Annotated in this window: 15 protein-coding genes; 7 read left to right on the forward strand and 8 right to left on the reverse strand. The window is 36.9% G+C overall.

Going from position 1 to position 13,552, the window contains the following annotated elements:
- Nucleotides 1–20: 20 nt before the first annotated feature.
- From OC533_RS02765 to OC533_RS02775, 3 genes are all read right to left on the reverse strand, one after another.
- Nucleotides 21–575, reverse strand: a complete 555-nt coding sequence (locus OC533_RS02765) for a BMC domain-containing protein (protein ID WP_003719346.1) — start codon at nucleotides 573–575, stop codon at nucleotides 21–23.
- Complete coding sequence (locus OC533_RS02770; protein ID WP_194323546.1) at nucleotides 572–1,936, reverse strand: 4Fe-4S dicluster domain-containing protein; 1,365 nt, start codon at nucleotides 1,934–1,936, stop codon at nucleotides 572–574. Before OC533_RS02770 ends, OC533_RS02765 begins: the two co-directional genes overlap by 4 nt.
- Before the next feature lie 118 nt (nucleotides 1,937–2,054).
- On the reverse strand, nucleotides 2,055–2,534 hold the full coding sequence (locus tag OC533_RS02775) for a bifunctional precorrin-2 dehydrogenase/sirohydrochlorin ferrochelatase (RefSeq protein WP_003761726.1): 480 nt from the start codon (nucleotides 2,532–2,534) through the stop codon (nucleotides 2,055–2,057).
- A gap of 91 nt (nucleotides 2,535–2,625) precedes the next feature.
- On the opposite strand from OC533_RS02775, the gene OC533_RS02780 reads away from it, so the two are divergent.
- The 3 genes from OC533_RS02780 (at nucleotide 2,626) to OC533_RS02790 (ending at nucleotide 4,147) form a co-directional block, all read left to right on the forward strand.
- Nucleotides 2,626–3,033, forward strand: a complete 408-nt coding sequence (locus tag OC533_RS02780; RefSeq protein ID WP_045554074.1) for a VOC family protein — start codon at nucleotides 2,626–2,628, stop codon at nucleotides 3,031–3,033.
- A 127-nt stretch (nucleotides 3,034–3,160) separates the two neighbouring features.
- Nucleotides 3,161–3,733 carry an ATP-dependent Clp protease proteolytic subunit gene (locus OC533_RS02785; RefSeq protein ID WP_003761722.1) on the forward strand — a complete coding sequence of 191 codons (573 nt, stop codon included), beginning with the start codon at nucleotides 3,161–3,163 and terminating at the stop codon, nucleotides 3,731–3,733.
- A gap of 66 nt (nucleotides 3,734–3,799) precedes the next feature.
- A complete protein-coding gene (locus OC533_RS02790) occupies nucleotides 3,800–4,147 on the forward strand; it encodes a hypothetical protein (protein ID WP_194323381.1) in 348 nt (115 codons plus the stop codon).
- Between the two features lie 34 nt (nucleotides 4,148–4,181).
- On the opposite strand, the gene OC533_RS02795 is transcribed toward OC533_RS02790, so the two are convergent.
- From OC533_RS02795 to OC533_RS02805, 3 genes are all read right to left on the reverse strand, one after another.
- A complete protein-coding gene (locus tag OC533_RS02795; RefSeq protein WP_194333872.1) occupies nucleotides 4,182–5,681 on the reverse strand; it encodes a leucine-rich repeat domain-containing protein in 1,500 nt (499 codons plus the stop codon).
- 280 nt (nucleotides 5,682–5,961) lie between these two features.
- Nucleotides 5,962–6,252 (reverse strand): CPCC family cysteine-rich protein, encoded by a 291-nt coding sequence (locus OC533_RS02800; RefSeq protein WP_194323379.1) that lies wholly within the window; start codon nucleotides 6,250–6,252, stop codon nucleotides 5,962–5,964.
- Nucleotides 6,249–6,719, reverse strand: a complete 471-nt coding sequence (locus OC533_RS02805) for a GNAT family N-acetyltransferase (protein ID WP_185501587.1) — start codon at nucleotides 6,717–6,719, stop codon at nucleotides 6,249–6,251. The genes OC533_RS02800 and OC533_RS02805 overlap by 4 nt, the downstream gene beginning before the upstream one ends.
- 112 nt (nucleotides 6,720–6,831) lie before the next feature.
- Here OC533_RS02805 and OC533_RS02810 point away from each other — a divergent pair, with 112 nt between their 5' ends.
- Nucleotides 6,832–7,416: a hypothetical protein gene (locus OC533_RS02810; protein ID WP_194323378.1), complete on the forward strand. Its 585-nt coding sequence runs from the start codon at nucleotides 6,832–6,834 to the stop codon at nucleotides 7,414–7,416.
- A 210-nt stretch (nucleotides 7,417–7,626) separates the two neighbouring features.
- Here the strand turns inward: OC533_RS02810 and OC533_RS02815 are convergent, their stop codons facing one another.
- Nucleotides 7,627–9,273, reverse strand: a complete 1,647-nt coding sequence (locus OC533_RS02815; RefSeq protein WP_194323377.1) for an amino acid ABC transporter ATP-binding/permease protein — start codon at nucleotides 9,271–9,273, stop codon at nucleotides 7,627–7,629.
- A gap of 1 nt (nucleotide 9,274) precedes the next feature.
- Nucleotides 9,275–10,990: an ABC transporter ATP-binding protein/permease gene (locus tag OC533_RS02820; RefSeq protein WP_194323376.1), complete on the reverse strand. Its 1,716-nt coding sequence runs from the start codon at nucleotides 10,988–10,990 to the stop codon at nucleotides 9,275–9,277.
- A gap of 249 nt (nucleotides 10,991–11,239) precedes the next feature.
- On the opposite strand from OC533_RS02820, the gene OC533_RS02825 reads away from it, so the two are divergent.
- From OC533_RS02825 to OC533_RS02835, 3 genes are read left to right on the forward strand one after another with little or no spacing between them, the layout of a single operon-like run.
- Nucleotides 11,240–11,959 (forward strand): MerR family transcriptional regulator, encoded by a 720-nt coding sequence (locus tag OC533_RS02825; RefSeq protein WP_194323375.1) that lies wholly within the window; start codon nucleotides 11,240–11,242, stop codon nucleotides 11,957–11,959.
- Nucleotides 11,956–12,552 carry a GNAT family N-acetyltransferase gene (locus tag OC533_RS02830; protein ID WP_194323374.1) on the forward strand — a complete coding sequence of 199 codons (597 nt, stop codon included), beginning with the start codon at nucleotides 11,956–11,958 and terminating at the stop codon, nucleotides 12,550–12,552. The genes OC533_RS02825 and OC533_RS02830 overlap by 4 nt, the downstream gene beginning before the upstream one ends.
- Complete coding sequence (locus OC533_RS02835) at nucleotides 12,525–13,547, forward strand: alpha/beta hydrolase family protein (RefSeq protein ID WP_194323373.1); 1,023 nt, start codon at nucleotides 12,525–12,527, stop codon at nucleotides 13,545–13,547. The genes OC533_RS02830 and OC533_RS02835 overlap by 28 nt, the downstream gene beginning before the upstream one ends.
- The last annotated feature ends 5 nt before the right edge of the window (nucleotides 13,548–13,552 follow it).

Genomic DNA, 13,552 nt, shown 5'->3' on the forward strand with positions numbered 1-13,552 from the left:
GACAATATATTGTTATCTTTTTAATAGATTAAACTCTCGAAAACTTCTTTACGAGGTCTTGGTATAACTACTTTATTAATTAAAAGTGCTTCCTCTTTAGCAGCTGCAAGTCCCGCTTCCACGGCCGCTTCACATGCTGCTGTATCACCAGTTAAAACAACGAAAGATTTACCAGCAATCCCCGTCGCCAACCGAATATCCATTAACTGAACATCTGCAGCTTTTACCGCGGCATCTGCAGCAATAATTGATCCTGAACAGGAATAATACTCCATAACACCAACTGCATTCATCTCATCTGGAACTTCCGTTTTGTTAATTGCTTTGATTACTTGGTCGGACACGCGAGGAATGACTAAGTTCCCAACGATATTTGCCGCACCAATCTTCGTTCCAGCTTCAATTGATTGGGCTACAGAATCTACTGTACCGGCAATTAAAATATAATACTTTCCAGGACAGCTTGCTTTAGCATAAATCAATTCGGAGTTGGCCGCTTTTAGCATTGTATCAACCGCCTCGATGCCTTTCGAAATACTATTTAATTCGAGAAATCCTAATGTATCCATTTTCATGACATCACCTTCTTAATATGAACTTGTTCTTCGGTTATACGAATAATTTGACCGTCAATACTTGCATGGATATTTGCCCCAAGAGCAGTATCAGGAATTTTCGCAATTAAATCGCCTTTTTTCACGATGTCCCCTTCACTTACTACTGGAATAGACGGCGCACCAATATGCATTTTTGTTGGGATAAAAACTTCATCCACATCTAAATAATGCATTGTTTCTAAATGAACATCAGCGTATTGCTGCAAGCCCATTTTAATTAGAATATTTTTTGGAGCAATCGATTTATAATCGCGCATCGGGTCAGGCGTAAATTCTTTTTTATCAGTTTGATAACGAACACCTTGTTTTAAAAGCTCTTTTTTCACATGAATGTTTACTTGGCGCGGGGAAAGCCCCATCGGACAAGCGATTACCTCACAAATACCACATTCGCAACAAATCATCGCTTCTTCCCAAATCGGATCTGGTTTAATATCTGTTATATCTTCTGCAACCGCGAAATGGCGCATGACTTTATGCGGATGAATATCATGACCTAATTGTTGTCTCGGGCATAAATCCGAACAAAGCGAACACTGAATACAAGCCGATTTTGTTTCATTAAAAATTTGTTCCACAGTTTGGTAATGTAGCTTGTGCAGATAACCCGTATCCTCTGCCACAATCAAACCCGAAGTTGTTTTCGTTACAACTTTTTCAGCAATAGTGGACTGATCATTTAATTTCCCCATCATCGGTCCACCATCTAAAAATAAATACTCATCTAAATTAGTTCCACCAGCTGCTGCTAAACAGACTTCAAATGGCGTTCCAACTGGGACATCTAAAAGTTTTGGCTCTCCAACTGCTCCAGTTACTGTCAACTGTTTACGAATAACTGGCGCGTCATCTTGAATTGCATGAAAAACGTTCCACATTGTCGAGACATTCGATACAATACAGCCAACCATAAGTGGAATACCGCTTGGTGGCACAACGCGTCCAGTCACTTCAAAGACCATCACTTGCTCGTCGCCAGTTGGATAGACATTATCCATCTCATGTATTTTCACGCTTGCATTTAGTTCTGTAATTGCTAACCGTAAAGCCGCAATTTCTTCTGTGTAATACCGTTTTGTTGCAATAACGGCAAATTCTGCACCTACTTGGCTTTTAACCATTTCAATTGCTTTAATCGTTTCTACTGCATGGTTTCTCATGACAAAATGATCTGTTTTTAGGAGCGGTTCACATTCCGCTGCGTTAATAATTAAGTATTCCACTTCACCGCTAAATTTGGCATGGGTCGGAAAGCCCGCTCCACCACAACCAACAACTCCGGCATCTTTAATCTTTTCTAAAATGGACATTTGGCTCAGCACCCTCTTAATAGTTTTTCAGTATACTTCAATGATAGAGCGTTTACATTCCAAAATCTATAGTAAAATTTTGCAACCTAAAAGAGAGCAATATAATAGAATAAAAAACCTACTAAAGTTAGCAGGTTTTATCTTTTTTATTACGATTTCCGATTTCTTCTGTTTCTAAATTTTCTACTAGCTGACTGACTTCACGTTTTACTTTCTTGGCGTATCCAGGATTCCCGCCCCCCGTTGAAATACCGACTAGCAACTCATTTTTTGATACAGTTGCCATATTGAAAAAATCGGAATTCTTTTGTTCTGTCGTATCATTCACTAGTTGCTCTGGCAAATGATCTTTCAGTACCATTTGATTTACTTCTGGGTTATTCGTACAAATAAATATCAGAAAAGCACCAGCTAAATGTTCGGCTCGGTAAGCTTCTTCTTTCACTTGCACTTGAAGCTCTTTTATCTCTGGCAAAACGTCTAACCCGACAATTAAAATATCAGCTCCAGTGTGAAGCAGACCCTTTACTTTACGAAGCGCCACCTTCCCACCGCCAATTATGACAACCCGTTTTCCTGTAATATCAAGCATTATCGGATATTTCATCATCAAGCCCCCGTGCATTTTTCTTCATTTTAACACATAATTGAAACATTTTTCGGGTATAGTTAAAATAATTCAAAAGGAGGTAAAATAAATGTTTAATCAAGCGAAACGAATCTCCACATTTTTCACTTTTAATGGTAATGGCGAGGAAGCATTTCAATTTTATTTAGACACTTTCCCTGATGCAAAAAAAGTTGGACTAACTTACTTCACAAAACCCGAACAAGGTGGCGATATTGGCAAAGTACTGAATGCTACTTTTGAAATTAAGGGAGCATCATTTATGATTATGGACATGACTAACAACGCCTCGCCTGACTTTAGCTGGGCCACAACAACCCTTTATTTTGCAGACACAGAAGATGAATTTGATACCCTTTTTGAAAAACTGGCTAAAGAAGGTACGGTTATGATGGGACCTGAAGAAGTTGAAGCGCTTCGAAAAGTGGCTTGGGTAACTGATAAATTCGGGATTACTTGGCAACTCGCATTCGTATAAAATTAAGAAGAGAACGCTATCCTAAAGCGTTTTCTTTTTGTATTCAAAATGTTTGACCATTTTCGACCATTATGATAAGATACCTGTATTACAAATAAACTAAGGCTTTTTAAGGAGGAATTTTTTCATGGCAGAGAATACAAAGAATGAAAATATCACAAACATCCTTACCCAAAAATTGATTGATACACGCACAGTGTTAATTTACGGGGAAATCAATCAAGAGTTAGCCGAGGACGTTTCTAAGCAACTTTTACTACTTGAATCTATTAGCAATGATCCGATTACCATTTTTATTAATAGCCAAGGTGGTCACGTTGAAGCAGGCGACACAATTCATGATATGATTAAATTCATTAAGCCTACTGTTAAAATCGTTGGAACTGGCTGGGTTGCAAGCGCTGGTATTACTATTTACTTGGCCGCTGAAAAAGAAAATCGTTATAGCCTACCTAACACGCGCTATATGATTCATCAACCAGCTGGCGGTGTTCAAGGCCAAAGCACAGAAATTGAAATCGAAGCAAAAGAAATTATCCGGATGCGCGAAAGAATTAATCGTCTCATCGCCGAAGCAACAGGTCAATCGTACGAAAAAATCTCCAAAGATACAGACCGCAACTTCTGGCTTTCTGTAAATGAAGCAAAAGATTACGGCATCGTAAATGAAATCATTCAAAATCGTGACGGCATAAAATAACACAAAAAGGTTCACTTACAATTTTGAAGTGAACCTTTTTTATTCCTTTAAAACGGAGGACTTATAATGGAATTAACGAAAGAAAATTTTCAAAAACTTGACCAAATACATTTATCGCTCGAAAACCGTCACTCCATGTCCGAAATTATCGATATTTTAAGCGAATCTTATATTGAAATCACGCAAAGCGGTGTTGTTAAAGACTTTTCCTATTACAAATCGCTAACAACACTTGGCGATAGCGCTTTAGAAATCATGAATTACGATATAAAAATTTTAGACGAAACGAAGGTTTTATCATACTATAAACTTAAAAATCTAAGTGAAAACAGCTATACAATGCGAAGTAACATCTGGATTTTCGAAAATGGCTCGTGGAAACTCACCTTTCACCAAGGTACAAAAATCGTATAGAAAAGGAATTTGACTAAAAGCCAAATTCCTTTTTTTATTTTCGTTTACGCAATAATATCACGCTAGAAACTGCTAGGATTAAACCGCTAAATAAACTAGAAGGCATTCCACTATCTCCTGTTTTCGGTAAATTTCTATTATCTTTAGCTACTATCGGATTAACAGCAGTAGTCTGTTTCATTAAAGTTTCGGCAGCTTGAAAAACTGACTTCACTGGATCAGCAGAATTTAATTGATTTGACGGGTCTACTGGAGTGATTGGATCTACCGGGTTTACTGGATCTATTGGGTCTACCGGGTCTACTGGGTCTACTGGGTCTACTGGGTCTACTGGGTCTACTGGGTCTACTGGAGTAATCGGATCAACAGGCTTCTCCAACAGTGGCTGCGTAATTTTACCAGAATACGTTGTTGTTAACGAACCAATTGTTACGGGCAAATTATACTCGTAATTTAGAATATAATTACTTTGCAACCCTTCCCATGTAATCTCGCCATTCGAATAAATACCCGAATGACTTACTTTTGTCGGCTGTACTCTGTTGCCATTTTCATCAATTACTGGAGCGGGCAAAATTAATGGATTATCTACCTCAACTGCATCTAATACATGTGTTTGATTCTCAAGTTCTAACCTAGTTAAATTGCTCAAATTTTTCAGGGGTGAAATATCAATTATTTGGTTGAAACTAAGAGTTAATGTCTCGAGCGTAGTTGATGTTGCTAAACTACTAATATCGCTCACCTGATTCGCTTTTATATCGAAATCTTCAAGGCTAGTAAGATTTTTAACCACACTCACATCCTTGATTTGATTCCCAAATAAACTTAAACCAAGCAGTTTGGGCATATTTTTGAGCGGCGTAATATCACTAATATTATTTCTACCTGCCCAAAACATCAGCATATTAGACAGATTTTCAACTGACGATAAATCACTTACCTCACAGTCTCTTATGGTCAAAAATTCCAGTTGTGTCATGTTTTTAACGGCACTAATATCCGAAATAGGATTTGCGCTAACATTCAGTTCTAACATGTTCGTTAAATTTTTTATCGGTTCAATCATTTGTAAGTTATTAAATTCAAAATCAAGTGACATTAATGCTGTCAAATTCGAAATGGGTGTTAAATCACTTATTTGGTTTCTTGGCATCTGGATGATTTCGAGTTGCGTTAAATTACTTAATGGTCCTAGATCACTCACTTGATTACCATAGCCAAATACTTGCGTGAGATTTTTTAAATACTCCACTCCTTCAAGACTTTGAACACCTTTTGAATCAAAGTGCAAAGATTTAATTGTATTCAATTGGCTTTGCGTAACCATGCTAGTCGCAGATGGAAGCTTTAACCAATCCGCCACAACTTGTGCGAGCTTTGGATCAGGAAAGATTTCATTAATTGGACTTGGATTTGTAAGCGAATAGACTGTTTCAGCTTCGACTGTGTGCGGCTTAGTAAAATCCCCCATGCTAAATACACAAGCAAAGCTCAAAAGTAAACTGGTTGTAATCTTGATAGTTTTTTTCATAGTATCCTCCTTGATTGTCAATCAACATAATACTCTGCTTATATAATCAAATCAACAGAATAAGGAGGCAATTTTTCTTGTTTCAGGAAATTATTTTCCTTGCTTTTATTTTTGAAGCTAATTCCCTTTTAACCTTGCTATTATTGCTTTCACTGCACTTATCACACCCATTTATTTTTTATTAAAATGTGTCTAAAAAATGAACCGACATAAGAAATCAGCTTTTTTAACTACTAAAAAAGTAAGTTAGACTTTTAAATCTAACTTACCTGCTAATTTTTTATAATTCATCTGCAGTTGGCACTCTTACATATTTTTTCATTGCCAGCTCACAAGCACCAAACTGTTTGAAATTTTGTCGTGCTTCTAATAACGTTAAACCATTGTTAGCACTAGAGCGAATTTTTAACAAATCTTCTATCGATGAAAGATCTTGATAATGTGAATAAATCTCCTCTTCATCAAAGACAAAATAAGCGTCATCTTCCCAAAAACATATCGGGCAAATCTCAAACTCGCCTCTAACATCAATTGTTAAACAGTTACAACATGCACATCTTTGTTTACTCATTCAAAACTCCCCTCTGCTTGAGCACTCCATTTGAGCACCACCGTCCATTCTTTTTCTTCTATAATTTCGAAACCAGCTTTCATAAGAAACTCAATGCCAGCTACATTTTTCCGTCTAACTTCATCCAACAAAACTATCCCGCCGCAATCAGTTTGGAAAAAATCTAAGAATAATTGCAAAGCTTTTTGAGCGATTCGCTGGCCCCTGTAGCATGCAGCCACTTTAATATTTAAATGAGCTGTTCCTTTTTCAAAATCGCGAAAACTAACTTCACCAACGGATTCTGTACCTTTTTTTATAATAAAATAAGCATTGCTCGCTTGTGATTTTGATTTTAGCCAGTCCATTCGAGTTTCTTCTGGAAAAGAAAATGGTCCACCGAGCACTTCTGTCGTCGCCAAATCTCCCCACAACCATTCAATGAAAGGAAAGTCAGCTGTTGTAGGTTGTTGTAATGTGATTTCCATGAAGTTCCTCCTTGTTAATTAGGTAGTTAAAAGTTCACTAATGAACTTGATGATTGTATTTTACAATGTTATCATTAAATTCAACATAAATTCAACCAAGCAGGTGTGCATCATGATATATTACAAAGACAAACTTAAAACAATCGGAACAGCTTTAACTTTTTTATCTTTTATTTTCATGTTTGGCTTACTAACTTTATTGTCAATAGAAAAACCAGAATCATTTTACTATGGTCTTATTACTATATTTTTTATAGGATATTTAATTGTTAAACTTCTACTCCCGCCAAAAGAATGGATCCAGGTTACAAAGACTGCTTTTATTCTTCACACACGCAACAAAACAAAAACGATTCATCTTGCAAATGTGAAAAGAATAAGTTATAACTTCCAACCTATTCGTAGGTTCTTGAAGTATCAAGTTCCAGAAACGATGGAACTATTCTTTCAAACAGAAGACAAAATGGAGAAAATCGAGTGCGCCTTTATTGGCCGAAATAATTTCGTTGAATTAATTAACCAATTTGATGCCAAATTAGCCTCATTAAGCGAAGATATTATGGAACATGATCATCGCTATCCCCTTGACCTTGTATATGGAGTATTTATTTTTGGTATTGTCATGCTCTTCTTGATTTTCATTCTTTTGTTTGGTCGAGAATTTCTATTTGAGCAAATTGGGAAAGTTTTTGTATAGTACGTCAAATATAATGGAAAACTAGCGTCTATTTACTTTGGACGTTATTTCCTATCAAATCGATAAAATATTTTGAGCTGTTCTGTAAAACGCGAATTATTTATATTGCACAGCAGATGAGCGGAACTTGACAAGGTTGAATTTTTCGAAAGCTCAGAGAAAGTAACTTTATAAATAAAAACAGCTTGTAATCTATACAAGCTGTTTTTATTATTTTACTGCACGTTTCAATGCACCATTTTCTATAAATAATTGTTCTTCTGCCAAGTCTAATGTTGTTGCTCGGTGAGAAATTACGAGGACCGTTTTATCTTGAATTTCTGAACGGAGCGTGTTTAAAATCGCTTGTTCATTAATATAATCCAAATTGCTTGTTGGTTCATCTAATAATAATAACGGGGCATCATGGAGAAATAGTCTAGCTAAACCAATTCGCTGGCGCTCGCCGTCCGATAAATTTCGTGATTGCCCGCCAATAATCGTGTCATAACCTTCTGGCAAAGTCTCAATCCATGTATCGATAGCAGCTTTTCGGGCAGCCTCTTTAACTTCGTCCAAAGTAGCATCTTTTTTTCCTAAACGAATATTATTACCAAGTGTGTCTTCAAATAAAAACGTACTTTGCTCCATTACACCTTCGAGCCTATGAAGCGAAGACTCTGTAATTTCAGGGAGTGGGTTATCATTTAGTTTAATCTGACCATCTGGATCCCAGTAACGCATCAGTAGTTTTACTAAGGTACTTTTCCCGCTGCCACTTTCCCCACCGATGCCGAGCCATTTCCCCTTAGGAAGCGCTAGCGAAATTTCGTTTAAAAGTGGTTGTTTTCCATCATGACTAAAACTCACTTTATCTAACTCCGCACTTTCAAAATCCGATAGTTCAAGCTGACCGTTAAATAATACAACAGGTTTTTCTTCAGTTAATGTATATAATCGCTTACCACTAGCAAAAGTAGTTAACAGCGCTGTTCCTAAAGCGTTTAATGCCAATACCGATCCAAAAGAACTCAGACTAAGCACGGTTCCAATTAATACTGTTTCAAGCGGTAATTGCCAAAGACTGCCTAACACTAAAATTAAAGTCGCCGTACCAATTAGTACCCATTCACCAAATATTTGGAGCTCGCTTCCTTGTCGTATTCTTTTTTTATACTGCTTATTGAGCTTTTCACCTTGTTCTTCTAGTTTTCCTAAACGCTCTTCGCCCAATTTAAACTGGAATATATCTTGTAAACTTGCAATATTTTCCATTACCATCTGATTGAGCCCAACGAATTCTTTTTGATAAGCCGTTCCGATTTTTTTATTTCGTTTATAACTAATCATCGGCAAAACGACACCAACCAAGATTTGTCCTAGCAAAAGTATGAGCGCTAAACCAACATCATAGGTCGCCAAAAAGCCAACAGTTGCAATCGTCGTACCAACTGCAATAAAAACTGGTGAGATTGTATGCGCGAAAAACACTTCCAAAGCTTCGACATCCGTTGTAATCGCGGCAACTAAATCGCCACTTTTCTTCCCAGATAAACGAGCTGGTCCCAGTTTTCGTAAAGTCGCAAAAATACGTTCACGAATAATCGCAAGCAAACGAAAGGCAATATCATGATTTAAATATTGTTCCGAATATCGTGCCAAACCGCGAACCACACCACAAGCAACCATTACAAAGAGCCATTTATACGGATTCAGAGGTTGCTTTAAAATCACCGCGATAATGCCATACGTACCGATCAAAGAAATCATGATAACCGATAAATTACTTATAATACCAAGTAAAATTGCCAAAATCATCTTTCCTCGTAACGGCTTAACAAACTTTAATAACCAACCAATAATCGTCCATTCTGACATATCATGCTCCCCCTTTCAGCAACGCTTCTTCTTCTAAAAAGTAATTTTTGAAGTAATTGGATTCTTGTTGCAATCGTTCTGGGCTCGCCACTTCCACCAATTTCCCCGCGTCAAAAACGAGTACCTGATTCGCATCCAAAACATTATATAAACGATGCGAAATAAAGAGCACGATTTTTTCTTTAGCTAATTTCTGCAACACCAAAAGAATAATTTTTTCACTTTCCAAATCCACACCAGACGTAATTTCATCAAAAACAAAGACTTCAGCTTGACGCAGCAATGCTCTCGCTAGTAACAATCGCTGCCTTTGTCCACCAGATAAATTACTTCCGTTCTCTTCTAAATTCTCACTTAATTGCCCCGGTAACTTCCGAACAAAATCAGCCAAACTAACTTGCTCCAAAACATTCCACAAATCGCTATCATTAGCGGCTGAATTACCAATTAATAAATTTTCCCGAATACTATTTGCATAAAGATAACCATGATTATCTACTAACACAGCTTGTTTACGAATAGCTTCCCCGCTCAAACTAGCTAACGGTACATCATTCCAAACAATTTCGCCTTGATAACCAGGCAATTGATTTAATAACACTCGAACAAAAGTACTTTTTCCTGAACCAGACTTTCCAACAAGTGCTGAAAAACTTCCTTTATTGAAATGAGCTGATATATCTTGAAGTGCTTTAGCTTTACCTTCTTCATATGTATACGTCAAATGACGAACTTCCATTTTTTCTAACGGTTTAGCTAATTCTCCTGAGCCATAAACTTGCTCTTTTAACTCTAAATAAGCGAACAATTTACTACATGCACTAATTCCATTCATCGCCACATGGAATAAAGATCCAAGTTGACGCATTGGAATAAAGAATTCGGCGCTTAGTAGTAAGAACATCAACATGCCAGTCATACTTATATTGCCATTTGTGAACATAATTAAAGACATACCAATACCAAGTGCCGCCCCACTATACGAAATAATATCCATAATCGTAATCGAATTCAGCTGCATCGATAACAAACTCATCGTAGCTTTACGGAAACGTTCCGCATCAGAAACAATTTCCTCTTGCTTATATTTATCTTGGTCATAAGCCTTCAAAATACTCAAACCACTTAAATTTTCATGAAATTTGGTTCCTAAATTCGTATAATCCGACCAATAACCACTCAAAATCCGTTTAGCAATTTTCATCACTGCCATAATAACTATCGGAATCATCGGCATACAAATTAATAACACAATCGCCGGCTGCCACGCAAATCCAACTAAACTTCCAAAAATCATCAAAGAAGCGATTAAACAATAAAATAATTGCGGTAAAAAACGCGAATAATAAATTTCTAATTGTTCAATCCCATCTACCGCGAGCTGCGTTAAAGTTGATGCCGGTAGCTGCCCTTCGTTGTTGCCTAACCGAAAAGCTTTTTCCATCACCGCGCGCCGCATTGATAAACGCAATTCCGCCGATGCTTGGTAAATTTGTTTCTCGGCTAATTTGGTAAGTATCGCTTTACCAACTAAAACGACTAAAACCATCCCAATAAGCCATAACCAATCGACACTTTGGCCCTCTAAATAATGCGTTAATTGTTGAGCAAAAACAAGCCAAAGACCAATCATAAGCCCCAAACTAAGCACACGAAAAAGAATTAATAACACTAAAGATTTCTTTTCAACCAATTGAAACAAACGCTTATCAATCATTGTACTTCCCCCGAGTTACATTAAGGTTCGTTTCAAGATACCTTAATACTTTTTTTGATTTTTTGGCAGTATGAGCCATTTTCAATACTACTTTTCCCATTTGATCGCTAACCCCCATTAATAAATCTTTGTTTATTATATCACAAAAATCAGCGTTTGATAATGATTCTCATTGTCATTTGTTTTTTTATTTGACTGCGTGGTAACCACATAGTTTATACTAAAACTAAATCACAAGGAGGTTTTCAGATGCTTACCCTTTCCACTGGCGAAATCGCGCAACTTTTTCAAATATCTAAATATAAAATCCGTCATTATATCGATGAAGGTATTCTAGTTCCTAAACGAAATCTCGAAAATGGCTATTATTATTTTGAAGAAGCCGACATTTACCGTTTATATCAAATTATCCTTTTTAGAAAAATTGGCTTTTCTATTCAAGAAATCAAAGAAAGTTTGCTTAGTGAAAAAGTGACTCCTATGTTAGAGCAGGCTGAACAAGATTTGCAACAAAAAATAGAAGAGTTAGTAGAAATTCAGGAAACGATTCAGAAAATCATTCATTCCCAAAAAGAAATGACTTTAAATGAAATCACATTTGTAGCTAAAGACGATCGTTATTTTAAAAAAGTTCCTAACCAAATAATTGATAATAACACTATCAACTACGCCCAAGCCGCAAAACACAATCTACCGGATTTAGAGGAACCTTTTTACATTTTCTCCAAGCAAGACGCTGGTGTAATATGCCTTAAGAGCGTGAAAAAAAGGAGTGATTATACTTTTCCAGCCGGCGAATATGCTTGTAAATCTTTTATTGCCAAAGATGAAGCAACCATTGAAACGCAAATCCAACTGTTTTTAGAAGAATTAAAACGCCCTACAACAAGCATGATATTATACGAAAACATCTACCCTTCACTCGCCTATCCGGACGCAATGGTTTACACAATGGAAGTGCCGTTATGACCCTTTCCATTAAAAACATCGATTCATTTGAAAAAGATAGCATCGTTGAAGAAGTAACATCTTTAGTTTTCGCAGGGTTCAAATCAAAGTTCACAAAAACGTTATTCAAAGAAACAGAAGCACTTGACATTATATACGCTTTTTGCCATTACATTTATACAGAACAAGGCGAAAACCTACTAATTGCAATACAAGATGAGCTAGTTTGCGGTTGCATGTTTGTAACGAACAAGAATGACTCTCATCAAAAGCTATATCAAAACCTAAGAAAATTTTTATCATTTTCACAGTGCCTCAAATTGATTTTCTTCCTCAGTCTTCTATCACACAAACCTGTTCAAAATGAACGATATATTGACTTTATAACCGTTTCGCCAAATTTTCGTGATCAAGGCATTGGAAAAACGCTAATTTCTCATTGCCTAGAAACTTTTCATGATGAACAGATAACTTTATACGTTGCCAAGAACAATAATGGCGCTTGCAAGCTGTATAGAACTTTAGGTTTCCAAGTGATTCAAAAAGAAAACAGCACTTTGATGGGAGTACTCACCGGTATCAAAGAATGGCGAAAAATGGAGTGGATACAATGAAACGTTGGAAAAAAATAACTATCATAATAAGCGCAATCATCGTCATATTAGTAGCGATTCTTTTCATCGGAAACGATTTCGAAATGAATGAAACAAGAGTCGCAATCCCAACTACTGGTGGAAAACTTTCTGCGGTCGTGACAACCCCAAAACACGACAAACCAAAAGGCATTATCGTATTTGTTCACGGTGACGGGGCACAAGAAGCAACTCAAAACGGTGGCTATAAACCGCTGATGGAACGATTTGCCAAACAAGGATATATATCTGTTTCATGGGATAAATTAGGCGTTGGTAAATCCTCAGGCAATTGGCTAAATCAGTCCATGGATGATCGCGCAAACGAAGTCAACCAAGTGATCGAATGGATGAAAATAAAATACCCAGACAGCACCACCAAAATCGGCTTATGGGGAGCTAGTCAAGCCGGTTGGGTGATCCCAAAAGCAATGAATGCAAATAAGGAGATTGACTTCTCAATCCTCGCCGCCCCTGCTATCAACTGGATGCGTCAAGGAGAATACAACACCGGCTGGCAAGCGAAAGAAGCTGGTAAAGCAACTAAAGAAATCAATCAAGCAAAACAAAATTTTCGCACCGACAGCGCCCTTATTTCTAAAAACAAAACCTACGAAAGCTACAAACAAAATGGCGGTAAAGAAAAAATGAGCCCGGATCGCTACAACTTTATTCGCAAAAACATGAACCAAGATGCCACCCTAGACCTTTCAAAAGTAAAAGCAAAAATCTATCTCGTCTTAGCTGAAAAAGATAAAAATGTCGATTCAGCAGAAACAAAAGATGTTTACACCAAACAAATCAAAAAAGAAAACCTAGAAACCAAAACCATCCCAGACGTCACTCACCAAATGATTAATCCTGCCATCGCTAATTCAGAACTACTCACCACTATTGTTGGCTTAATGGTTCCAAAATATTTTCTAGTAGACGATGCTTACCTAGATTACTGCGAGCAAGTAGTCTCTAAACAATAAAAAGA

Source organism: Listeria sp. Marseille-Q6474 (assembly GCF_946902005.1).
Taxonomy (GTDB): domain Bacteria; phylum Bacillota; class Bacilli; order Lactobacillales; family Listeriaceae; genus Listeria; species Listeria innocua.